General features: G+C 46.1%; 22 protein-coding genes. 16 read left to right on the plus strand and 6 right to left on the minus strand.

Going from position 1 to position 22,332, the window contains the following annotated elements:
* Window positions 1-19: 19 nt before the first annotated feature.
* The 3 genes from fba to HP399_RS30050 form a co-directional block, all read right to left on the minus strand.
* Complete coding sequence (fba, locus tag HP399_RS30040) at window positions 20-883, minus strand: class II fructose-1,6-bisphosphate aldolase (RefSeq protein ID WP_173620423.1); 864 nt, start codon at window positions 881-883, stop codon at window positions 20-22.
* A 33-nt stretch (window positions 884-916) separates the two neighbouring features.
* Window positions 917-1,696 (minus strand): DeoR/GlpR family DNA-binding transcription regulator, encoded by a 780-nt coding sequence (locus HP399_RS30045; RefSeq protein WP_173620422.1) that lies wholly within the window; start codon window positions 1,694-1,696, stop codon window positions 917-919.
* Between the two features lie 188 nt (window positions 1,697-1,884).
* On the minus strand, window positions 1,885-2,757 hold the full coding sequence (locus HP399_RS30050; protein ID WP_173620421.1) for a LysR family transcriptional regulator: 873 nt from the start codon (window positions 2,755-2,757) through the stop codon (window positions 1,885-1,887).
* 149 nt (window positions 2,758-2,906) lie between these two features.
* On the opposite strand from HP399_RS30050, the gene HP399_RS30055 reads away from it, so the two are divergent.
* On the plus strand, window positions 2,907-3,497 hold the full coding sequence (locus HP399_RS30055; protein ID WP_173620420.1) for a DJ-1/PfpI family protein: 591 nt from the start codon (window positions 2,907-2,909) through the stop codon (window positions 3,495-3,497).
* Between the two features lie 55 nt (window positions 3,498-3,552).
* On the opposite strand, the gene HP399_RS30060 is transcribed toward HP399_RS30055, so the two are convergent.
* Window positions 3,553-4,890 carry an erythromycin esterase family protein gene (locus HP399_RS30060; protein WP_173620419.1) on the minus strand — a complete coding sequence of 446 codons (1,338 nt, stop codon included), beginning with the start codon at window positions 4,888-4,890 and terminating at the stop codon, window positions 3,553-3,555.
* Between the two features lie 258 nt (window positions 4,891-5,148).
* Here HP399_RS30060 and HP399_RS30065 point away from each other — a divergent pair, with 258 nt between their 5' ends.
* Window positions 5,149-5,307 (plus strand): hypothetical protein, encoded by a 159-nt coding sequence (locus HP399_RS30065; RefSeq protein ID WP_007720288.1) that lies wholly within the window; start codon window positions 5,149-5,151, stop codon window positions 5,305-5,307.
* Between the two features lie 29 nt (window positions 5,308-5,336).
* Here the strand turns inward: HP399_RS30065 and HP399_RS30070 are convergent, their stop codons facing one another.
* Entirely contained in the window at window positions 5,337-7,118 is a 1,782-nt protein-coding gene (locus HP399_RS30070; RefSeq protein WP_173620418.1) for a helix-turn-helix transcriptional regulator, read from the minus strand.
* Window positions 7,119-7,378: 260 nt separating this feature from the next.
* Between HP399_RS30070 and HP399_RS30075 the strand changes: the two genes are divergently transcribed.
* The 9 genes from HP399_RS30075 to HP399_RS30115 all read left to right on the plus strand — a co-directional run bounded on the left by HP399_RS30075 (window position 7,379) and on the right by HP399_RS30115 (window position 18,044).
* Window positions 7,379-9,553: a serine hydrolase domain-containing protein gene (locus HP399_RS30075; protein WP_173620417.1), complete on the plus strand. Its 2,175-nt coding sequence runs from the start codon at window positions 7,379-7,381 to the stop codon at window positions 9,551-9,553.
* A gap of 188 nt (window positions 9,554-9,741) precedes the next feature.
* Window positions 9,742-10,404 carry a type 1 glutamine amidotransferase domain-containing protein gene (locus tag HP399_RS30080; protein WP_173620416.1) on the plus strand — a complete coding sequence of 221 codons (663 nt, stop codon included), beginning with the start codon at window positions 9,742-9,744 and terminating at the stop codon, window positions 10,402-10,404.
* An 89-nt stretch (window positions 10,405-10,493) separates the two neighbouring features.
* The gene (locus HP399_RS30085) at window positions 10,494-11,702 is read left to right on the plus strand and encodes an MFS transporter (protein ID WP_173620415.1); all 1,209 of its coding nucleotides are present in this window, start codon (window positions 10,494-10,496) and stop codon (window positions 11,700-11,702) included.
* A gap of 15 nt (window positions 11,703-11,717) precedes the next feature.
* Window positions 11,718-12,590, plus strand: a complete 873-nt coding sequence (locus tag HP399_RS30090) for a LysR family transcriptional regulator (protein ID WP_173620414.1) — start codon at window positions 11,718-11,720, stop codon at window positions 12,588-12,590.
* 155 nt (window positions 12,591-12,745) lie between these two features.
* On the plus strand, window positions 12,746-13,189 hold the full coding sequence (locus HP399_RS30095) for a MarR family winged helix-turn-helix transcriptional regulator (RefSeq protein ID WP_173620413.1): 444 nt from the start codon (window positions 12,746-12,748) through the stop codon (window positions 13,187-13,189).
* A gap of 51 nt (window positions 13,190-13,240) precedes the next feature.
* Window positions 13,241-14,182, plus strand: a complete 942-nt coding sequence (locus HP399_RS30100) for a ring-cleaving dioxygenase (RefSeq protein ID WP_173620412.1) — start codon at window positions 13,241-13,243, stop codon at window positions 14,180-14,182.
* A 15-nt stretch (window positions 14,183-14,197) separates the two neighbouring features.
* Window positions 14,198-15,256 carry an LLM class flavin-dependent oxidoreductase gene (locus tag HP399_RS30105; protein WP_173620411.1) on the plus strand — a complete coding sequence of 353 codons (1,059 nt, stop codon included), beginning with the start codon at window positions 14,198-14,200 and terminating at the stop codon, window positions 15,254-15,256.
* Window positions 15,257-15,494: 238 nt separating this feature from the next.
* Entirely contained in the window at window positions 15,495-17,390 is a 1,896-nt protein-coding gene (locus HP399_RS30110) for a tetratricopeptide repeat protein (RefSeq protein ID WP_173620410.1), read from the plus strand.
* Window positions 17,391-17,411: 21 nt separating this feature from the next.
* Window positions 17,412-18,044, plus strand: a complete 633-nt coding sequence (locus HP399_RS30115) for a DUF1266 domain-containing protein (protein ID WP_173620409.1) — start codon at window positions 17,412-17,414, stop codon at window positions 18,042-18,044.
* A 48-nt stretch (window positions 18,045-18,092) separates the two neighbouring features.
* Here the strand turns inward: HP399_RS30115 and HP399_RS30120 are convergent, their stop codons facing one another.
* Window positions 18,093-18,689, minus strand: a complete 597-nt coding sequence (locus HP399_RS30120; RefSeq protein ID WP_173620408.1) for a TetR/AcrR family transcriptional regulator — start codon at window positions 18,687-18,689, stop codon at window positions 18,093-18,095.
* A gap of 157 nt (window positions 18,690-18,846) precedes the next feature.
* Between HP399_RS30120 and HP399_RS30125 the strand changes: the two genes are divergently transcribed.
* The 5 genes from HP399_RS30125 (at window position 18,847) to HP399_RS30145 (ending at window position 22,322) form a co-directional block, all read left to right on the plus strand.
* On the plus strand, window positions 18,847-19,416 hold the full coding sequence (locus HP399_RS30125) for a hypothetical protein (RefSeq protein WP_173620407.1): 570 nt from the start codon (window positions 18,847-18,849) through the stop codon (window positions 19,414-19,416).
* Complete coding sequence (locus HP399_RS30130) at window positions 19,413-20,051, plus strand: GNAT family N-acetyltransferase (RefSeq protein WP_173620406.1); 639 nt, start codon at window positions 19,413-19,415, stop codon at window positions 20,049-20,051. Before HP399_RS30125 ends, HP399_RS30130 begins: the two co-directional genes overlap by 4 nt.
* Before the next feature lie 85 nt (window positions 20,052-20,136).
* Window positions 20,137-21,024: a TIGR01777 family oxidoreductase gene (locus tag HP399_RS30135; RefSeq protein WP_173620405.1), complete on the plus strand. Its 888-nt coding sequence runs from the start codon at window positions 20,137-20,139 to the stop codon at window positions 21,022-21,024.
* Window positions 21,021-21,881 (plus strand): helix-turn-helix domain-containing protein, encoded by an 861-nt coding sequence (locus HP399_RS30140; protein WP_173620404.1) that lies wholly within the window; start codon window positions 21,021-21,023, stop codon window positions 21,879-21,881. The genes HP399_RS30135 and HP399_RS30140 overlap by 4 nt, the downstream gene beginning before the upstream one ends.
* A gap of 54 nt (window positions 21,882-21,935) precedes the next feature.
* Entirely contained in the window at window positions 21,936-22,322 is a 387-nt protein-coding gene (locus tag HP399_RS30145) for a VOC family protein (RefSeq protein WP_173620403.1), read from the plus strand.
* The last annotated feature ends 10 nt before the right edge of the window (window positions 22,323-22,332 follow it).

Here is a 22,332-nt window from a genome sequence, read left to right on the forward strand (position 1 = left end):
CCCTTCCTGTCCTTTTTGATTAACGTACACTTGCTTTTCCAACACAACCGCACATCTCCATCTTGGCGAGAGCCACTTCTTTGACCGCCTGCTTGGCCTGCTTCATATAGGTGCGCGGGTCGTTTTCCTGGGGGTTGTTGTCAAATACGCCCTTGATCGCTTGTGAAAACGCGATACGCAGCTCTGTCGCTACGTTCATTTTTGCCATGCCGAGCTGAACCGCCCGCTTCACCTGCTCCTCGGGAATTCCAGATCCGCCGTGCAACACAAGCGGTACAGAAACACGACGGGCAATCTCTTCGATGCGAGCAAAATCAATGCGCGGCTCCCCCTTGTAAATCCCGTGAGCCGTACCAATAGCCGGAGCCAACGTATCCACGCCAGTCAACTCGATAAATTTCTCGCACTCGATCGGGTCAGCAAGCGCAGCATCTGCATCGTCGACAACGAGATCGTCCTCCACGCCACCAACTTTGCCGAGCTCAGCCTCCACATTGACACCGCGCTCTCTAGCCAGCTCCACTACACGCCGCGTCATAGACGCATTTTCCGCAAAAGGATGCATCGACGCATCGATCATGACCGATGTATAACCCGCTTCGATACATCGCACAATGAGTTCCTCTTCATGACAATGATCCAAATGCAGGGCAATCGGCACCCGGGCCTCTTCTGAGGCTACCCGGGCGATTGCTGTTACATACTCAGGTCCGAGATGCCGGACCGTTCCGACTGTGGTCTGTAAAATGAGCGGTGCGTTTGCTTCGCAAGCCGCCTCCACTACTGCTTGGAGCATTTCCATCGTGTGTACGTTGAATGCTCCTACACAATATCCTTGCTCCCTTGCTGTGCGCAGCATCTGTGTCGATGATACCAAGGCCATATCGATCCCCCATTTCCTTTCTGAACTGGTAGTTTACTTGGTCACAACCTGCAAGCTCGCCAGCTCCAGGTTGATGCCCAGCTCCGCATACTTACTGACAAGATGCTGTCCTGCCGCATCCGTAATAATCCGATCCACATCGGACACCCCGGCGAACTTCGCCAAATGCGTCTCTCCGAACTTGCTGTGGTCGGCCAGCACGTAGACTTTTCTGGCGCGTTCCATCATGACTTGGTTGATTTGCGCTTCAGCCAGATTGAGCGTTGTCAGCCCGTTTTCCGGATGAACCCCATCTGCCCCGATAAAGCATTTGAAGACAGAAAGTCCTCGCAGATTATCCGCTGCGACAGAACCAACGAGCGCAAAGGATTTGTGGCGCATCTCTCCACCGATCAAAATGACGTGGTGCTTGCCTTGACTGTTCAGCTCCATCGCGATGTTGACCGCATTCGTCACGACAGTCAGATCATTTAAGCCGCGCAGCAGCTTGGCGAGCTCCATCATCGTGGTCCCTGCCCCGAGAATAACCGTGTCCCCCGGCTGTATGTGCGACAGCGCTTGATGGGCAATCGCTTGCTTCTCTTCGCTTCTCTCTTCCAGCTTTTCTGTGAAACTGCGCTCCAATGGCAAGAAATTCGTAATCGTCGCGCCTCCGTGAATGCGCGTCAGCAGACCATCGTTTTCAAGCTTGATCAAATCTTTTCGAATCGTTACTTCAGACACATCCAGCGCCAGACTCAATTGGCTGACGGTTACGCTCTGTTCTACCTTCAATTGTTCGAGGATCTTGCTGTGCCGTTCGGCTGCCAGCATATGACTTCACTTCCTTACGATCATAAATTATACAGTTTCGTTTCGTTTTGTTTCTATTTTCCTTTCGTTTACTTTCACTTCGATCTTAGCATTGTAGAAAAACGAATGTCAAATAAGTTGTGAAATTTTCAGAAAATAAAACCAGCCTGCTCTGGTTCTAGACCCAAACAGACTGGTTGGTTGCCTCTTTACCCGATATCCCGACTTTCCAGCATGAAATCAATAAACTTCTTATGCGCCCGTGAAAGCCACTTGTTTTTATGGTAGGCAATTTGCGCATAGAACAACAGCTCTTCCTCGCACGCTATCATTTTCACTTTTTGCTCATTCAACAAGGCTTCGACACTAATATAAGGCATCAAGCTCACGCCTAGCCCATTCGCCACACTCTGCTTGATCGCTTCCATACTGGAGAATTCCAGGTGGTGCTTCGGCCTGATCTCCCTTTTTTCCAAGAATCGTTGAAAAAACCGCCGCAGAGCACAATGCTCTCCGCTAAAAATCATACATTCCTCGCCAGCATCCTCTATTTTCTCAAACGAATGATCGCGTCCCCCGATAAATACCAATCGCTCGGTAGAGAACTGCTCCACGACTAGATTCGGATCATCGAGCTTTGGCTCCAGCGTGATCACGATATCCAATAGACCTTCATGCAGCTTTTCCCGCAAGCGAATGCAGTCGTCCATTACAAATGAAATATTTACGCCTGGGTAGCTCGCTCTGTACTTGGACAAAATGTCACCCAACCGATAGATCGTAATCGTCTCCGAGGCTCCAATGCGTAACTCGCCTTGCAGTGATTGCTCATTCGCCGATATATCCTTGATCTTCGCATACGAAACCAGCAGCTCCTCGACATACGTGTACAGCTCGCGGCCATAGGCGGTCAACTGAATTTTCTTTCCCAGTCGATCAAACAGAGGGACGCCCATTCCTTCTTCCAACTGCTGAATATGGGAGGTAATCGTCGCCTGTGAATATTGCAGTGCTTGTGCGGCCTTCGTAAAGCTGTTGAAATCGACGACTGCCTTAAAGGTTTGAAATTGGCGAATCTCCATGCCCGCTCCCCCTTGCCCGCAATTTTATTATTAGAAATTCTGAAGATCATCTTCAGAACTTTCATTTTTACTAATAACTAATGATAGCATATGATTCTTGATAAGTACCGGTACGGCTTGAACGATTCGAACACAGGAGCTGATTTTCGATGAAAAAAGTGTGCTTGTTATTACCGAATGGCTTTGAAGCAGTAGAAGCAAGTGTATTTACTGATGTAATCGGATGGAACAAGGAAGAGGGCGACGGAACTACGGAGCTGGTGACCGTAGGAACGCGCAAAGAGTTGAAATGCACGTGGAATTTTACTGTGATTCCCGAAATGGTGATCGACGATGCGAATGTAAACGACTTCGATGCACTGGCACTGCCTGGCGGTTTTGAGCAAGCGGGGTTTTATGAAGATGCTTATCGCGAGGACGTTCTCGCTTTCATTCGTGAATTTGAAAAGCAAGGCAAAGTGATCGCCTCCATCTGTGTCGGCGCACTTCCCCTCGGGAAAAGCGGGATTTTGCAAGGACGAAATGCAACGACCTACAACCTGAACAACCAGTTGCGGCAAAAGCAACTAGCTGCGATGGGTGCCAATGTCATCCCTGACCAATCCATCGTCATCGACAACAATATTATCACCTCGTACAACCCTTCGACCGCTTTTGATGTGGCATTCACCTTGCTGGAGTCACTGACATCCCGCGAAAACACCGACAATGTGAAACGCTTGATGGGGTTTCTTGTATAATAAAACCGGCATTCTGCCCAGTGCTCTTGGGTAAATGCCGGTTTCTTTCTGCTATTTAACGAACAAGCTTGCCAGCGCTCACTGTGTCTATATGAATGAGAATATCAAATGTTTGCCCAAGCGCAGCTGTTACAAGGTTTGGTGTGTTTGGATTAGCAGAACCGCGTCCGTTCAAAAACGGCCGTTCTTCGTTTAACCATTTTTTGGTGAGACCTGTAGCATTCCGTAAATCAACAAAGTATTGATCCTTTGAGACTTGATCTAGGGTGTGATTGGATGTATTATCATTCGATTCAATGGTAACTGGAACAATTTTATATTCAGAGTTATACGCGTTGAAATCGCCTTTCCCGAATGAAGTTCCAATCGTTACATATTTCTTACCATAATGGTCCAGTAAATGCTGACCGGCGAGCTTCGGGTATACATCCGGCACTATATTGCTCTTTGCGATGTGCCCATTGTGCCCCCATACGATTGTTTTTCCTAGCTGTTCATGAGCCCACTTCGCATTCTCAAACATCGCGATATCATGCCTCAAAAATACTTCTGATGGATTCTCCGAGAAGTTGAAATACATGCCAGTAAATTGCTCAATGACCTTGGCGTGTTGCTTGATCTTTGCGAACTCCTCGGATTGGCCGTTCAGACGCTTTTTGTTTTGTTCCAATATTTTCGTGATTTCTTTCGCTTGCTCATGATGTTTTTTCTGAATGGCATCTGGCAAAGATGTATAGGTTTCCAGATCCTTCGTAACTTCGGCAAGTTCCTTCATTTTTTTATCCACACGGGGCAGCAGGTCAGGCTTATATTCTTTTATATACTGTCTGATCTCATCGTATACATTTTCGCTGACGTTTTGTACATCCATCCCGACCACCCGCAGTTTCTCTTCGTTCTCGGGATCGGCATTGTACTCACGCATCCATTCCAGCATGTCTACGATTTCTTGTGTTTGAAATAGGGGCATTAGATATTCACTCGGATTCCCTTCTCCTGTGAGAACGTAATGATCAAGTTCCAATGCGTTGCCCCAGTTTTCTTCTAATACAAGGGTGGTAAAGCCCATTTCCATGACGAGAAATTCAACAAACCGGTGTTTCATCGTAAAAATTTCACGACTGCCATGATTTGCCTCACCTAAACCTACGATTGAAGCAGAACCGATCATGTCGCGCAGCGGTTCAATATCTTCAAGATCAGTCCCAGGCTCAGCGCTATTCAATTCAAAAGATTTCAGCTCTAACCATTCTTTTGGACTTAGATTTTTTGCCTTCTTCCCTTGTTGTTCGCTGTCCATCTCGGTTAATGGAGCTGCATACGTGGCATGGGCGCCTGTTAAAAGTAGACCACAAATCGATACCGTGACGACGCTACTTCTGTAAAAGTTCATTTCTCTTTCCTCCTATTATCTTCGTTTGCTCAAAGTATGGCCCGAGCACTGCCTGTACAACAAGTAACGTTTTGTCATAAATTTCAAACGCCCATCTGCCAACGGTTTCTCCCTCCCCATATGACAATTTGTCATCAAAAAAAGCACCGAATCTTGAAGATCGGTACTTTTGAAATAGCATTTCCAATGTTATATGCTGCAATCGGGGATAAGAATAGGCCATCCATCGCACCCTACCTTCTAAAGGAGTGGTGAATCATGGATAATAAAAAGCGTTCCTCTGAGCACGATCCAACGATTGCGCCAAGTATGTACGGTCATGATCCATTAGAAGAAAAGGCGACGGAAGAAGAAGTGGAAAAAGGGGATTACACAAAGGTAACGCGGCTGTTCCTAGATCGAACGCCGGAAGAGTAAAGACGGGATTTCTCCCGTCTTTTTGTCATCTATAGGATACTCTCAGTTCGCGCCAGTTCAATTGCTTCTTCCCGGTTGCTGACACCGAGCTTCGAGTAAAGGGTGGAACAGTAATTCCGTACCGTTCCCTCCGATAAATATAGTTTGGTGGCAATCGATTTGTAGCGAAGCCCATCTGATAAAAGCTGTAAAATCTCCCTCTCCCGTTTCGTCAATCCATAAGGATCATTCGGGCTGTACTTCTCTAACTGCTCACGTTGGCGCTTCATCTCTTCGAACACGCGCGTGGCAATCGACTGATCAAGCCACGTTCCCCCGCTATAGATGAGCTTCATCGCTTCCATCATCTCTTTTGGACGAGTAGACTTCAGCATATATCCTTTTGCCCCATGCTCCAATGCTGTTGCTGCCTGTACCGAATCCTCAAACGTTGTCATGACCACAACCTTCATGTTCGACCAGCGTTCTTTCATTTGAAGGAAGGCCTCCAGTCCGTTCATCCCTTGCATGTGCACGTCCATTAACACGATATCCGGCTGGTGTCGCTCACACTGTTCTAATGCTTCTTGCCCATCACTAGCTGTACCAACAACGATAAAGTTGTCCTGCTGGCTTAAGATTTGCTGTAAGCTGTCGGCAATCATCACTTGATCGTCAACAATAAGCAGGCGGATACTTCCCTGTCCAGCTTCTACCTGTAAAGGAACATTACAAATGACAACGGTCCCTTGCCCTGATTGTGAATGAACGGACAGCGTACCTTGCTGTTGCTCAAGCCGTTCCTTTAGTCCTAAGCCGAATTCGATGGATTCTATTCCGTTGCCATTATCTTCGATTTGTAAACGGAGTTGTTGACTTTCGAAAAACAGATCAACAGATACCACACTTGCTTGGCCGTGACGAACCGCATTTGTGAGCGATTCTTGCAGGCAACGATATAGACAAAAGCTCATTTTTTGCATAACGAGCGTCTCAATGCCGATCACACGGAAGTTGACCGTTACACCTGTTGATTTCATAAATTCTTCCGTCAGTTCCAGTAGCGCCTCACTTAAAGACTGGTTGAACCGAGCATGAGCATGAGAGAGCTGATGCAAATGCTTTCTGATATCATCCAGGCTGCCTTGTGCTATTGAGACAAGTTTATCGACTCGTTCGATCTGTAAATCAGGAACCGAGGATCGGAGCGACTCAACGCCAACAATCAGAGAGGTTAACGAATGGCCAATCGTGTCATGCAACTCATGTGACAGCCGATTACGTTCCTCGATCAGTGTAAGCTCTTCGATTTGCTTAATATGCTGCTCCAATAATTGCTTCTGTTCTTGAATGATTCGGGCTTGCTTATGAGACTCAATTAATATGCCGAATGCCATACCGATCGCAAAACCAAAGCTGCAACTAAACATGAACTCGTACGGGGGACGATTGGTAATCAAACCGTTCATAGCCGGCAAAATAATCCCACTAGAGATTCCCGTCCACATATACGTTCTGCGACTACTGGCCACACCCATAATGATCACCAGTAAAACGAAAGACCAAGTCAAAGCAGGCGCTACATAGGCCACAAATAGATAAAAAAAGCCTGTCATTACGACTTCGACTGCCAGATACCAATCTTCTTTTCTATATTGAACGATCAATGGAATGGCATAAACCAAAAGGGCACTAAGGATGATGACTCCGAACGGAACGACTATCATTGCCGGATACATAACATCTGCGATGACGATGATGCCTAGCCAAATCGTTCGTAAGGCAAAAATCACCCAATTGTACCAGAACCATTTTTTTATCATGGATAACATTTGTCATGTACTCCTGCTCATCTGAATGGTAAGGAATTTCCCGAATGTTTCTGACTCATCATGCATCACTATTTCCCGATTCGTCAAGCAGAATGCGCCGTGTCATATAGCTCTTATGACATTCTATCATGCCGCAAATATGATGGGTTGGCACGATGTCATCCATAGATAGAACGGTTTTGTCACTATGTGATTTTACAGCCCTGAGAATAAGGTGGATGTGTGAAACAACACATTTCAACTTACAGGAGCGATGAGAAATGAAACCATTCCCTATGCAAAAAGGAGCGTCCCTTACGTTATCTGCATTTTTGATAGGAACGCTGATACTTCCTACTTACGGTTGTGCGGAAGCAAGTGTGGACCAAGCAATCACGCAACAAAAGGAAACGGATCATGCCAAAATAAAAGAAGCGATTGATAAAGCCGCTGCCAGCGAAAACATTCCAGGTGTCCTCTTTGCAGTAAAGAAGGGAAATGATTTCTGGTCGTATGCTTCCGGCGAAGCGAATATAGAAAGTAAGAAACCGATGGAAGCTGACTTTTCATTTCGAATCGGGAGTATAACGAAATCGTTCGTAGGTGTAGTGACCCTGCAACTAGCTGAGGAAAAGAAGCTAAGCCTCGATGACTCGTTGGAAAAATGGCTCCCAGGTGTCGTCCAAGGAAACGGATATGACGGTAACAAAATTACGATTCGTCAGTTATTAAATCATTCGAGTGGAGTGGCAGACTACTTAGATGATCAACTCAAGGAAAGTTTAATCCAAAACTCCACTCAAACGTTTACAGCAGAACAACTCATTTCTCGCGCATTAAAGCATACACCGACCACGGGTGGCTATTCGAATACGAATACAGTGCTGATGAAACTCATTATCCAAAAGGTCACAGGAGAAACGGTTGCCGAACAAATCAAGAAACGAATTATTGAGCCGCTTCAACTAACAGAAACGTTTTTCCCGGATAACTCACAATCCATTCCGAAAAACAGTCCAAATGGATACTTTGACAATGCCGGTACATTAATGGATATGACTGACCTTAACCCTTCGTTTGCAGACGCAGCAGGGGCTATGATCTCGACTACGAAGGATTTAACAACGTTCTTTAGCGCTTTATTGGGCGGAAAATTGTTAACACCTGAGATGCATAAAGAAATGTTAACTACTGTTTCTAATCCACACGGAAAATTTGGACTCGGTATTCAGGAAGTAACCTTGCCGAATGGCACTACCATATGGGGTCATCAAGGTGGCATTCCTGGATTCACCAACTTCGCAGGTGGAACAAAAGACGGCGAGCATGTGATCGCGATGAGTATCAACGTATTAGGAGCTGCTGTACCTCATATTGAGAACATCCAGATGACTGAACTCACGGGACAAGCCAAGCAACCATCCACCCCGGATCAAGCAGCTCAAAAACATGGGAAAGAAATGAAGGACTTCATTGATCAGAAAGCAAAAGTCGAGGGAGTCCCTGGCATAATTGCTGCTGGGTTAAGAGACGGAGAATACTGGTCTTATGCAGCCGGTGTAGCCAACCTCGATCATAAAAATCCGATGGAGCAAGACTTTACTTTCCGTATTGGCAGTGTCACAAAGGCGTTTGTTGCTACCCTTGTCTTACAGTTGGCTCAGGAGAAAAAGCTGAATCTGGATGACTCGGTAGAAAAATGGCTCCCAGGTGTGGTAAAGGGCAATGGGTATGACGGCAACAAAATCACGATTCGTCAGTTATTGAACCAAACGAGCGGGATTGCAAGCTATACGAGTACAGACATGCGATACGCTACCTCATTCCCTCAATATACCGTTAATGACCTTGTACGTATGGGACTGGCAAAGCCGCCAGTATTTCAACCGGGAGCAGGCTGGGACTATTCGAATACAAATACCGTACTAGCTGGTCTTGTTATTCAGAAGGTAACAGGAGAAACGTACGATGTGCAGATAAAGAAACGAATCCTCGACCCGCTTCAGATGACAGATACATCCTTTAGTGGTAGTAATCCAAAAATCCCAGGCCAGCATGCCACAGGCTATAACATGAATCAGGCAGGTAAACTGTATGATTTCACAGAGTATAATCCTTCATGGGCGAATGCTGCGGGGGAAATGATCTCCACAGGGAAAGATTTGACCACCTTTTTTAGTGCGCTTTTGGGTGGGAAACTATTAAGTGACGAGATGATGAAGCAGATGACAACAGGTGTGGACTCACCTTTTGGCAAATATGGACTGGGACTTTATGAGGTGACACTGCCGAACGGAAAGACCTATTGGGGACATGGAGGCGGCATTCATGGGTTTGAAACGTTAGCGGGTGGTACCTTAGGCGGGAAGGATATTTTGGTGACGAACATCAATGCGGTCGGTCCAGAACCTGTCGTCGCTAATCAAGCCATGTTCGAAAAGGAATTTAGCCGTTAAGTTAAAAAGGAAAATTAATAGAAGGCTTTTGCTTTGGGAAATCCAAGAGCAATAAGCCTTTTTCCTTTTCATCTTTTATCTATAAATTTATTTATGATTATACCAATAAAACATAATTTGTTTTATCGATAACTCGACCTTAGAATAGCAACTGTACCCCCAATCCAAAAATACAGGAGGCAATATAGATGGCAAAACAAATCTTGATGGTAGTCACCAATCATACTGATATGCAGGAAGGCAAAAAAACAGGAATTTGGCTGTCCGAGTTTGCAGAGGCTTATCTGGCCTTCGAAAACAAAGGCTATGAAATCACAGTTGCTAGTCCATTGGGCGGAGTTGGTCCGATTGACCCTGGCAGCGTGGAGGACCAAACAGCGCAAGAAATCTTGGACGCCGCCAAGCATTTGGAAAACACCAAAAAGCTGGATGACGTAACAGCAGACGGCTTCGAGGCTATTTTCCTCCCAGGTGGTCATGGCACGATGTTTGACCTGCCAGATAACCAAAAGCTCCAGCAATTACTGCGAGATTTTTATGAAGCAGGAAAAATCGTAGCGGCTGTTTGCCACGGTCCTGCCGGGCTCGTGGGTGCGACTTTGTCCGATGGTCAGCCGCTCGTCGCAGGCAAGCGCGTGAATGCTTTCACAGACAGAGAAGAAGCAACGACAGGCTTGGGGGCTTATCTGCCTTTCCTCTTGGAGAGCAAAATCCGTGATCTCGGTGCCATTTATGTGGCCTCACCAAACTGGAGCACACATGTAGAAGTCGACGGCAACCTGATTACCGGACAAAATCCACAATCTACACTCGCTGTCACAGAAGCAGTAATAAGCAAATTAGGCGAATAATACACGTGAGGCTGATAGACGAAAAATATCAGCCTTCTCCCTATTCACCTTGTGATTTTCTTTAAACGAAAGGAGGGCTACTCACTACCATGGCAACAGAAAATATGGCCCGTCACTATGAACAGGCACATGCCACTCGCAAAGGATCGACTCTCGCCTTGTACGCTCTGACACTCGGAGCATTTGCGATCGGGATGACAGAGTTCATCATTATGGGACTACTCTCTGAGGTAGCCACCAGTCTGAACGTTTCCATTCCGATGGCTGGATTCCTTATTACCGGTTATGCATTGGGTGTCGCTATCGGCGCTCCCATCATTACGATGGCTACCCACAGAATGCCGCGCAAAGCACTTTTGCTGTTTCTTATGATTCTATTTATCGCGGGAAATGCGCTAGCCGCTCTCGCACCGAACTATACGGTTCTGATGTTGGCTCGGATCCTGGCTGCTCTTACCCACGGATCGTTCTTCGGTGTGGGTTCGGTCATTGCCGCTGAGCTGGTTCCCAAGGAAAAACGCGCGGGTGCCATCGCGATCATGTTTACCGGACTGACACTGGCCAATATTTTGGGTGTACCGATTGGAACATTTCTGGGGCAAGCGTACGGCTGGCGCTCTACCTTCTGGGCAATCACGATTATTGGGATCATTGCGTTGATCGGAATCGTTATGCTCGTTCCGAAGGTCGCCAACGCAACATCCAGTCTGCGGCAAGAGCTCGGCGTGCTCAAACGCCCAGCGGTTCATATCGCGCTTTTGATGACCGTATTCGGATTTGGTGGCGTATTTACTGCGTTTACGTACATTTCGCCAATCCTGGTGGATATCACAGGCTTCTCACCCAGCTCTGTTTCGTACATCCTCGTCTTGTTCGGCGTAGGGATTACGATCGGGAATATTTACGGAGGAAAATTGGCAGACCGCAAGCTGTTTCCTTCCTTGCTCGGAATACTTGTCGTACTGGCGCTCGTTCTCGCTGTGTTCAACTTTACGGATCAGCATAAGCTCCTCACCTTGATAACCGTATTCCTTTTGGGGATTGCCGCATTTGGTACGGTTCCTGGCTTGCAGCTCCACATGCTGAACACAGCCAAGGAAGCACCTACGCTCGCCTCGACACTGAACATCGCGGCCTTCAATCTGGGAAATGCGCTTGGTGCCTATATTGGGGGCGTTGTAATCGATTTTAACTTTGCAGGAGGTCTTTCTGCCGTTCCTTGGGTCGCTTCACTCGTGACGGTCATCGGAATTTTGTTTACGATATGGGGAGCGCAACACCAGAAACGTCAAAGGTAAGAGAGGATAGCCAACATGGTGGACTTTGAATGGTACCGTAGCTTTATCAGCATCTATAAGCATAGCTCTGTATCGGAGGCTGCCAGAACGAGGATGATGACACAACCAGCCATGAGCCAGCATCTGGCCTCCCTGGAAGCAGAGGTGGGGGAGCCATTATTTACACGAGCTCCTCGAAAAATGATTCCTACCGAGAGAGGCAAAGCGCTCTATACACAGGTGGTTCCGCTCATCGAAGCTTTGGAAGAAACCACGCAAACCCTCAAGACAAACGCGGCCACAGCTCTGCCCGTCATTCGGATCGGGTCGGCGCATGAGTTTTTCCGCGAGAAGCTAGCGCCGCATATCGGAAGCTTCCAAATGCGCGTCATCGCCTATCTCGGTGTCGCTTCCAAGATACTCGAATTCCTCCTGGAGGAAAAAGTAGACCTCATCGTCATGTCGCAAAAGCTTTCCGCACCAGGCGTCGAATATATTCCGTACATGCAAGAGGAATTTGCTTTGGTGGCACCTCCCGAATTCAGGGAACCAACGTTTGACGACAAGGAGTCTTTTGAATCGTGGCTATGCGCTCAGCCGTGGATCAGCTATGATTTGGATTTGCCGATCATCCGCCGTTTTTGGCGCGAGCATTTCCAAAAGCGTCCACAAACGCATCCGACACACGTCGTACCCGATTTGCACAGTGTGCTGAAAGCTATTGAGCACGGCGCAGGCATCAGCCTGTTGCCTACGTTCATGCTTGATGACCATTTGTCCAGGAACAAAGTAAAGATCATGTACCCGTCCTATACGGTTCATAATGACCTATACTTGGCCTACCAGGTGAAAAACCGGAATCTGCCTCATCTGAAGACATTGATTGATGCGCTGAAAAAGGTAGTTTAGTCTACACTCTCGTCCAAGCTAGAAAACAGGGCTGTCATCCTTTCATGGATAACAGCCTTCTTTTTGTCTCTTTTGTTCAGACAACCGAAACGCTTGCATTTTTATCAATTGAGTAGTAAAGTGATAATAAGCTCAGCGAAGGGAGGCAAACTAACATGCGTAATAACACCATAGGCTCATTAATCTGGTTACGCTTGATGCGGTTTACCACCCAAAGCAACCAGCTGTCAAATGAGTTTCTCAAACGCTTCGACTTAACAACAGCGCAATTCGATGTCCTGATGCAAATAAGCGTCTACCAGCCTCTCACCCAGTCGGAGTTAGCTGAGAAGGTAACCGTTACACAGGGTGGTATTTCTCGGATGCTCGTAAGACTTGAAAAAGAGGGCTACATTGTACGCAGGCAGGATTGGAAAACAAAAACGATCAGCCTAACCGAAAAAGGGGAAGCCGTACTGGAACAAGCCTTTCCTGAACAACTAGCGTTTCAGTCGTCATTCTTCGATGAGGTACTAAGTGAAGAAGAACAAAAAACGCTTTACACTCTAATGACACGCGTCCATAAGAATAGCCAAAAAAAAGAATTACCGCCTGAGTAATTTTTTTTGCACCATCACTTGATTAATCAAGTTAAACAAGGGGGAACTACCATGCACACCATTCCAGGCCATCACCATGTATCTATGTTAACCAAACATGCTCCGTCGAATAATCACTTTTACCAAAACGTATTGGGACTGCGCAGAGTGAAGAAAACCGTCAACCAAGACGATCCGTCGATGTATCACCTGTTTTACGGTGATTTAACAGGCAGTGCCGGAACAGAGTTGTCGTTTTTTGAAATGCCGATGGTAGGAAAAACCGTACGCGGCACGAACGCGATCACTCGAATCGGACTGCTCGTTCCGTCATTGGAGAGCTTGACCTTTTGGAAAAAGCGTTTTGAGCAACTGAATGTTCACCATGGCGACATTACCAAGTACGCTGGCCGCGATGCCTTACATTTTGAAGACCCGGAAGGCCTGCGTCTGATCCTGATCAATAACAACGGCGAAGGAGTTCCACCGAATTGGGCTCCATGGGATGAATCCGTGGTCGAAGAAAAGCATCGCATCTTGGGAATCGGCACAGTGGAAATTACCGTCCGCTCCTTGGACAAATTAGCCAGTCTGTTAACAGACACATTCGGCTACACAGAAGTATCACGCTCAGAACAAGAAGCCATTTATCAATCTATCTCAGGGAAATCCTTTGGAGAAATTGTCATCAAGCAGGAAGAGGGAACCCCTGAAAAACCGGGTCGAGGCAGTGTTCATCACTTGGCGATTCGTGTGAGCAACGATGAGGAGCTGCAATACTGGGATGACGCCGTTCGAAAACGCGGTTTCCGCTCAACAGGGATCGTGGATCGCTTCTACTTCAAAAGCTTGTATTTCCGTGAGTCAAACGGCATTTTGTTCGAAATTGCAACAGACGGTCCTGGCTTCACAGCAGATTCAACCGTTGCGGAGCTCGGAAAAGCTTTGGACTTACCTCCATTCCTCGAAGAACGCCGTGCAGAAATTGAAGCGAAATTGACACCTATAGATTAAAAGGAGTGAATCCACATGGAACAATATCGTATCGACACCAAAAAGGGGCTTGAATTCGGTTTATATTCGATTGGCGATCATGTCCCGAATCCACATACAGGCTCCAAGATTTCTTCTGAACAGCGCATCAAGGAATTAATCGAGGCAAGCAAGCTGGCAGATGAAGCAGGACTTGATGTATTCGCTGTCGGTGAAAGCCACCAGACGTATTTTACGACGCAGGCACATACCGTCATTCTGGGGGCGATCGCACAAGCTACGAAGAACATTAAAATCGCGAGCTCCGCTACTGTATTGAGCACATCTGATCCAGTCCGTGTTTACGAAGACTTTGCCACCTTGGATCTGATCTCCAATGGTCGGGCAGAAATTGTTGCCGGACGCGGTTCCCGAGTAGGAGCATATAGCCTCCTCGGCTACGATGTGCGCGACTATGAAGAATTGTTTGAAGAGAAAATGGATCTTCTTATCAAGCTAAATAACGAGGATCGGGTTACGTGGGAAGGGCAGTTCCGTGCACCGCTACAAAACGCTACGATCCTCCCGCAGCCTATACAAGGACGTCTGCCCATCTGGCGTGCAGTAGGGGGACCACCTGCAAGTGCGATTAAAGCTGGTCAAGCTGGTGTGCCTATGATGCTAACCACACTTGGAGGTCCAGCCATTAACTTCAAAGGTTCCGTCGATGCTTACCGGGAGGCGGCGAAGCAAAATGGTTTTGACCCAGCGACCTTACCAGTAGCGACAACGAGTTTGTTTTATACAGCCGACAAAACTTCGGATGTTCTTCGTGAGTACTATCCGCATCTGAACGGTGGTTTTATCGCATTGCGTGGCAGTGGCTATCCGAAGCAACAGTTTGCACAATCAGTCGATTATCGTGATGCATTAATGGTAGGCAGCCCTGACGTCATTATCGAAAAAATGCTTTACCAATACGAAATGTACGGACAACAACGCTTCATGGCACAAATCGATTTTGGCGGCGTACCTTTTGATAAAATCGCGAAAAACATTGAACTGATCGCAACGAAAATTTTGCCAGAAGTGAAAAAGCATACCACCAAATCGTAACAAAAAGCCTATGAAAATCGTCGTTTTCAGTGACGGTTATCTCAAATTAGAGATACTCGATACAATGCAATTCTGTTGTTGATACGGCCTGCTGAATGAAAGCTTCCAAGACGCGGAGCTTCTTCTCACAAGGAAGGTCTGCGTCTTTTTATTTTTTCCATGATAGTTAAAATTATCCTCATTAGATTATAATCATGAAGCAACAGATGAATCACACGTAAAAGGTGAGTGACGACTTGTGAATATTTGGAGGATACTGGACATTGATCCTACCGAAGATATTTCGACGATAAAAAAAGCCTATGCGAAAATGCTAAAGCTGCATCACCCGGAAGATGATCCAGAGGGCTACCAACAGCTGCGAGAAGCATACGATCTGGCCATTAAAATGGCGAAGAAGCGCCAGAGAAAACCAAAGGCAGAAGTGACATCCATAGCCGATGCAGAACCCCCTGTACAACCGGAAGAGGATACTCCCATTCTCACTGTTCAACGTCGGTTGTCCTTTCAGCATATTGACGCCGCACCAGATCGCAACGATCCGGTTGAACAGATAGACAGTTTTATGGAGCAAGTAAAAGCTTTGTACGACGATTTCCCTTCCAGAATCAATCCTGAAAATTGGACAAAGCTGCTCCGTTCTGACTTAGTGTGGAATATACATCTGAGAAGAATCGTCAGTGATCGCCTGTTTCACTTTCTACACGAGCACCACCATTTGCCCAAAAGCGTCTGGTTAATACTAGAGGATGGCTTTCAATGGCGGGAGCTTATTCAAGAGCCTTTTTATATGGACAAGCACTCGAAAAATTTTTGCCAATACTATCTGAAGCAGCTAGACGAGCCAGGATTGCGTTTTGATACTTTGCTTGCGGCGCCCCATCTCGATCGTGATCTATTTTTGTCTTACCGCGATGCAGCTTATCAAGCCTTGAAAGAAAATCAACTGGAGCAAGCAAGCAACTCACTTAACGCGGCTATTGCCTTATTTGCCGATGACCCCGAATTGCTTCGCCTTCAGGGAGAGTATTGCCAGCGAATCAGTGACACGGATGGTGCACTCGACGCTTATTCCCGAATCATCAGCATTCAGCCAGACGATATCGACAGCTACCTGGCTCGAGCCTACATATGGTACCACAAACAACATGTCACCGAGGCTCAGAAGGAATGCGAGTACATCTTGTCTCAACTCCCAACCCATCCAGAAGCACTGAGCCTGCTCGGAAAGTGTCAGCTGAAGCTGGGTAATGAAGCTCAGGCAAAAGTCACATTTGAACAGCTGCTCGCAGCCAGTCCACACGATTACGAGGCGCTCATTTTGCTCACCCAGATTCGTGGAAACATGCTGAAACAAGTCAAGAAGCTGCCAGCCAAAGAACGAAAGCATGTCTTGCAGCAATTGACTTCGGAGCTGGGAGAACGGAAAGACTTGAATAAACAAATAAGGCCAGCCATTCATTTTCAAGTAGCCATAGCTACAGTGACACTTGCTCTCATCATGCTTTTTCAATCTCTTCTATACAACGCATATGTAGATCATACGAAGTCCACTCCTATTTCTAATGTAGAGCTTCATCAGAATGGACTGGTCAAATTATCATCACCAGAGGATTTAAAACAGATTGGACCCAACCAATTCGTTCAGGCCAAATTAACGAATCTCCGTTTTCTGAAAATCTATCAGTATACGAAAACAGATAAAGACGGAAATAGCTACACGGCATACGAAAATTATTTGACGCTTAACGAAACCGGGGACATAGGAAAAATTACTCCTTCAGGCTACGTAAAAATCGGCTACTTGGGCGATACACCCATCCTCGTCATTATGAAGCATAGTACGAACGAGATTGAAAAAACCGGAATCTTAGAATTTGAAATGGGCCAGGTAATGGATATACCGCCTAAGGTACTGACGGACACAAAGAAAATGTTACAGGATTTGGAACTGACTTCTTTGTTCGATTTCAACAAACTCAATCAGAATCAAATGATTGAGGTAAAGTATTTGACGATCCCGAGTCCGAGCCCTCCGTTGGAGCTTTATTTCTATGGGCTGATTCTTTTGGTCTTGTGTCGGTTCTTCTTTGGTTCACTGTACAATCTGTATATCATCACTCGAGTCTATTAACAAGGAGTGAACTTTTCATACATGTTCACATTCAAGCGTAAAAAGGAAAAACAATTTCACTTCTTTACCGGCAGTATGAATTCAGCTATTGCGATTGGGGCAGATACGGTCTACATCGAACTAAAAGATAACTATAGCAAACGGGGAATAAGAGACGCCGCGAGTCAGAAAGAGAGACTATCGTGGATGCTAAAAGAAGGCGAGCGGAGAGAATTTGCCCGGCTTCACCATTTCTTATCAGCGTTATCAGAGTCAGGACGCGTGGAATATATCAACTCTCTGGAACCAGATCGAGATCGTGTCGGCAAGGCAAAGATCGTTCATTACTATCTGCGAAGACTCCCAGATGATGGGATCGCCGCCTATGATTATGCCTGGGTCTCCTACTTGAGTGGTACGAGATGGGAAGGCGGCTATATCAGCAAAGAGGACGCTCGGCAGTTTAAGCTAGAGGCTGTGAGACAAGCGCAGCAAGCCTATCACAGCTGGAGCGAGTTTATCACGGGATATATCGCTGGCTATCAATTTATGACTGCGCAAACATCGCTGGATCACCTGCGCCAAAATGATTGGAATTTTTCACGTTCCTTTGTTTCCAAACACTGCATGCTATCGAAATCTAACTGGCATACTGACTTTTCAAATTTTAGCTAATAAATAAAGCTCTTCCCATTTCGGGTGAAGAGCTTTTTTACTCTCGTCCTACTTCTGCTTCTGTCCAACCAAACCAAAGAAAAACATATCCACCCATTGCTCCATACTCAGCGTTACTCGCTCACGATTCGATACTTCCCACTGGCGTCCCAGCTCATTTTTGTACATCGTGAAGTACATCATCATCATTTCTTCTGTCAGATCACGCTGAATATAACCTTCTTGCTTCCCAAGCGCGACAAACTTCGTAAAAAAATGCCTGATTTTTTGCTCGTATTCGCTTTCTATTTGTTGTAGCAAACCGCTTAGTTCAGAAAAGGGGGCGTTCTGAAACTCGTCCGTGAGGGTATGCAAATTCTTGGCTTCCAACAGCATGATGTCCTTTGTCTTTTCAGGAAAAGAACTCCCCGAATCGAGAATCCTCTCATACTGCTCCAACTGCATGTCCATCCAGTTCATTAGCATGTCCGCGTAGAGCTGTTCTTTTGTCCCAAAGTAGTTATAAATAGTCGCCGGAGAAACCTTCGCGTTCTGCGCAATTTCATTTACGCTGACTTTTTGAAAGCCATGCTTGGAGAACAACGGAAAGGCGGCGCTGTATATTTGATCGATTTTGTTCTGTTTTCGTCGTTCGAATCCGTTCATCTTCTCCACCTCTTTCTGTAGTGTAGCTCAAGTTTTAGAGTAATTCAATGAATTGACTACAAAATTATTGAAATGGACTGACTTCGCTAGTTATAATTGTTTTGTAGTAAATAGGTACATTTACTACATATCTTTGAGGGATAGGAGTGAATTTATCATGAAACAAATACGGATTCCCGCTTTTTTGCATGACGTCTTCGGTGAAAAGCAGAGCATTGGCTCGATCGCAGCTATCCTGCTGTTCGGCGGAGTCCTGACCACTGCTCTCTATTTGCGATTCCCTGAACTCACGGAGAGCTTGCCCATTTGGCGCAGCACGCTGGCATTGTTGCTTGTATTCGATATATTTTCTGGCTGTCTAGCGAATTTTACGATCTCAACCAGCAATTTTTATGCCGCACGTAAAAAAAATCGCCTCGTCTTCATCGCCATTCACGTCCATATCATCCTGGTTGCCTTTCTCTTACAGCAAAGCCTCGCGTATTCCATAGGGGTATGGGCTTATACGATTGCAGGAGCTTTTGTTGTGAATGCTCTTTTTGGGCATCGTTCGCAGTTGTTTGTCGCAGGTATTCTCCTGTCTGTTGGCCTTGGCTGGATACCATTGCTGTCGGGTATGCATCCGTTTCTGTTGATCACCTGCTTATTCTTTATGGTAAAAGTGTTGTTTAGCTTTGCTGTCAATCATTATGGGAAAGTAATCGACGACACAGGTACAAAAAAATGAAAACTTCCTACCGCATATCCAAACTCACAAAGTCGGATAAACCCGCATTCGTATCACTCATGAGCAGGGCATTTTCGCGTGATCCTTTCTTTCTTCACGTATTTGGGGATTCAGAGCTCGATCATACAGCAAGAAAAGGTGTAACAGCTTTTCTGTCCTTTCTGTTTGATAAGAGCTTTCTGTTTCATGAGGAAGTGTGGGGCATTTTTGACGAAGACAGCTTGCTCGGCACTTACGTCGTCGAGCAGCCGCAAACAAGCAAGCATTCGAATAGGAAAGGGGGGCTCCTGTTAATCGGTAGATTGATTCCGTTAGTTTTTCAACTGTCTGGAAAAACGCTGATACTCCTTAATTCTTATATGCGCATCACACGTTCTGCCGCTCCTCCATGGAAGCATCACTACCTCATTATGATTGGTGTAAAACCGGAGGCTCAAGGCAGGGGAGTCGGTAAAGCCCTGATGCAACACCTGTTTCAAACCATAAAGGATGAACACGAATCGCAGGGAATTGCGCTGGATACGGAAAAGGAAGAGAATGTGGGTTTGTATCAAAAACTCGGATTTACGTTACGAGAACAAACCAAAATCGATAATGTACCTGTGTATTGTATGGTCTATCAAAAAAATCGCTAGAATGACGGATACATGCTGCCGCCACTTCGCATTATGTTACAATTATTGTAAGAAATTCGCACAGCGAAGGAAGCGAGTTGATCTTATGAAAAAGAAAGTCATCCTGGCCGGCGGCACTGGCTTTATCGGCAAGTATCTAGCAGACAAATTCAATCAACTTGGCTACGAAGTAATGATCATCGCAAGAACTTCCCCTCATATAACATGGGACAATCACGCAAAAATCGTGGAAGCTTTGGAAGATTCCGAGCTGCTCATCAACCTGGCGGGCAAATCCGTCAACTGTCGTTACCATGATAAGAACAAGGAAGAAATCCTGAAATCTCGGACAGAGACCACTCACATACTCGGCAATGCTGTTTTGGCTTGCAAAAACCCACCTTCGCTCTGGCTCAATTCCAGCACAGCCACCATCTATAGGCATGCGGAGGATCGTCCCATGACGGAAGCAACAGGGGAGATTGGAACAGGGTTTTCCGTTGATGTCGCCAAGCAATGGGAAGCAGCCTTCTTTTCCTTTGATTTGCCGCATACCAGACAAGTTGCCTTACGCATGGCAATCGTGCTGGGGGAAAACGGCGGTGTGATAGAGCCTTACAAGAATCTGGTTCGCTTTGGTCTTGGCGGTGTCCAAGGATCGGGCAATCAGCGTTTTAGCTGGATACATGTTGAAGATGTGTATCAAATTATTCTCTTTTTGAAAGAACGGGGAGATTTAAGCGGCGTATTTAATTGCTCTTCTCCACATCCCGTCACAAACCGTGAATTCATGCAGCATTTTCGCAACGTGATGAATCGAAGCTTCGGACTGCCTTCTCCCAAATGGATTCTGGAAATGGGAGCGATCATGATCGGAACAGAAACAGAGCTGGTCTTGAAAAGTCGCTGGGTCATTCCAGAAAGGCTTGAGCGTGAAGGGTACCCGTTTCGCTTTGCCCATATTGATAAGACGTTGCAGGATATCTTGAAATGACCGGTAAAGCCTCAACCAACTATGTTCTGCATGCAAAAAGCAAGCAATTTTACTGGGAAGGGGAGGGGCAACTCTCTATCAAGACATTCCGGAAAGGAAGGGCACATTACAAGACGAGCAGAGGCTTTTTTGCTGTGGAAGAAAATCGTTATTTGCTGCTGAACGAAGGGGATTACACCATTTCGATTGATGATTCCGAGGAAGTTGAATCGTTTTGTATTTTCTTCAAGCATGGTTTTGCAGAGGAGATTTTCCAATCGCTCAAGGAATCGACGGATAGGCTACTTAGCGATCCTTATAAAGACAAAGCTTCTATTGGTTTCTTTGAAAAAACCTATGCTACGAGCCATACACTCGCTTCCCAGTTAACAACTTTGAAAGATGGTCTCACTTTCCTTGATCGGGACTCCATCGGTTATGAAGAACAATTTCACCAGATTATGCGGACCCTATTGCTCGGACACATCGATGTAAGAAAAGAAATAGACGCTTTACACGCGCTTCGGCAATCGACGCGCGAAGAGCTCTATCGGAGAATCAGTACCGCCCACGATTATATACGAGCTTTTTATGATCAACCAATCAGGCTAGATGAGATCGCACAGATTGCTTGTCTATCTCCCAACCATTTGTTGCGAGCGTACGCCCAAGTGTATGGAAAAACGCCCCACCAGCATATTTCGGAATACCGGATACAACGAGCCAAGCAGCTGTTAGCCAAGCTGGACTTCAGTATGACAGACATTGCCTTTGAGCTTGGATTCAGTAACCCCGTTTCCTTTAGCAAAATGTTTAAACAGCATGTCGGCATTTCTCCTCTGTCATTCAGAAAAAAAGTGATTTTGGATAAGAAATAATCATTGGATTCGTTTATGCTGATAAGGAAACGCGAACAAATGGGGGATTTTATCATGAAAACAAACCTGATTCAAAAAGTAGGGCAAATCGGCATCCCTGTCAAAAACCTAGAAAAGGCCGTCCATTTTTACAAAGAGCAGCTCGGGCTCCCTCTTTTGTTTCAGACAGGCAATATGGCGTTCTTTGAATGTAATGGACTTCGCCTCATGCTGAGCCTGCCGGAAAAAGAGCAATTTGCACATGCCAGCTCCGTCCTTTACTTTCAAGTGGATGACATTCAAACCGCTTTTGAAGAATATAAAAAGAGGGACGTTACGTTTATCGACGAGCCACATCTCGTAGCCAAAATGGGGCAAACGGAAACGTGGATGACCTTCTTCAAAGACACAGAAGAGAATACACATGCCTTCGTGAGTGAAGTACAAGGAGAGACCGTTTAAGTTTGAACGG

The sequence above is a fragment of the Brevibacillus sp. DP1.3A genome (assembly GCF_013284245.2).
Lineage (GTDB): Bacteria > Bacillota > Bacilli > Brevibacillales > Brevibacillaceae > Brevibacillus.

What these genes read in the sequence shown, in the direction of transcription:
- fba (WP_173620423.1), bottom strand. Translation starts at nt 883, where the DNA reads ATGGCCTTGGTATCATCGACACAGATGCTGCGCACAGCAAGGGAGCAA.
- HP399_RS30045 (WP_173620422.1), bottom strand. Translation starts at nt 1,696, where the DNA reads ATGCTGGCAGCCGAACGGCACAGCAAGATCCTCGAACAATTGAAGGTA.
- HP399_RS30050 (WP_173620421.1), bottom strand. Translation starts at nt 2,757, where the DNA reads ATGGAGATTCGCCAATTTCAAACCTTTAAGGCAGTCGTCGATTTCAAC.
- HP399_RS30055 (WP_173620420.1), top strand. Translation starts at nt 2,907, where the DNA reads ATGAAAAAAGTGTGCTTGTTATTACCGAATGGCTTTGAAGCAGTAGAA.
- HP399_RS30060 (WP_173620419.1), bottom strand. Translation starts at nt 4,890, where the DNA reads ATGAACTTTTACAGAAGTAGCGTCGTCACGGTATCGATTTGTGGTCTA.
- HP399_RS30065 (WP_007720288.1), top strand. Translation starts at nt 5,149, where the DNA reads ATGGATAATAAAAAGCGTTCCTCTGAGCACGATCCAACGATTGCGCCA.
- HP399_RS30070 (WP_173620418.1), bottom strand. Translation starts at nt 7,118, where the DNA reads ATGTTATCCATGATAAAAAAATGGTTCTGGTACAATTGGGTGATTTTT.
- HP399_RS30075 (WP_173620417.1), top strand. Translation starts at nt 7,379, where the DNA reads ATGAAACCATTCCCTATGCAAAAAGGAGCGTCCCTTACGTTATCTGCA.
- HP399_RS30080 (WP_173620416.1), top strand. Translation starts at nt 9,742, where the DNA reads ATGGCAAAACAAATCTTGATGGTAGTCACCAATCATACTGATATGCAG.
- HP399_RS30085 (WP_173620415.1), top strand. Translation starts at nt 10,494, where the DNA reads ATGGCAACAGAAAATATGGCCCGTCACTATGAACAGGCACATGCCACT.
- HP399_RS30090 (WP_173620414.1), top strand. Translation starts at nt 11,718, where the DNA reads ATGGTGGACTTTGAATGGTACCGTAGCTTTATCAGCATCTATAAGCAT.
- HP399_RS30095 (WP_173620413.1), top strand. Translation starts at nt 12,746, where the DNA reads ATGCGTAATAACACCATAGGCTCATTAATCTGGTTACGCTTGATGCGG.
- HP399_RS30100 (WP_173620412.1), top strand. Translation starts at nt 13,241, where the DNA reads ATGCACACCATTCCAGGCCATCACCATGTATCTATGTTAACCAAACAT.
- HP399_RS30105 (WP_173620411.1), top strand. Translation starts at nt 14,198, where the DNA reads ATGGAACAATATCGTATCGACACCAAAAAGGGGCTTGAATTCGGTTTA.
- HP399_RS30115 (WP_173620409.1), top strand. Translation starts at nt 17,412, where the DNA reads ATGTTCACATTCAAGCGTAAAAAGGAAAAACAATTTCACTTCTTTACC.
- HP399_RS30120 (WP_173620408.1), bottom strand. Translation starts at nt 18,689, where the DNA reads ATGAACGGATTCGAACGACGAAAACAGAACAAAATCGATCAAATATAC.
- HP399_RS30125 (WP_173620407.1), top strand. Translation starts at nt 18,847, where the DNA reads ATGAAACAAATACGGATTCCCGCTTTTTTGCATGACGTCTTCGGTGAA.
- HP399_RS30130 (WP_173620406.1), top strand. Translation starts at nt 19,413, where the DNA reads ATGAAAACTTCCTACCGCATATCCAAACTCACAAAGTCGGATAAACCC.
- HP399_RS30135 (WP_173620405.1), top strand. Translation starts at nt 20,137, where the DNA reads ATGAAAAAGAAAGTCATCCTGGCCGGCGGCACTGGCTTTATCGGCAAG.
- HP399_RS30140 (WP_173620404.1), top strand. Translation starts at nt 21,021, where the DNA reads ATGACCGGTAAAGCCTCAACCAACTATGTTCTGCATGCAAAAAGCAAG.
- HP399_RS30145 (WP_173620403.1), top strand. Translation starts at nt 21,936, where the DNA reads ATGAAAACAAACCTGATTCAAAAAGTAGGGCAAATCGGCATCCCTGTC.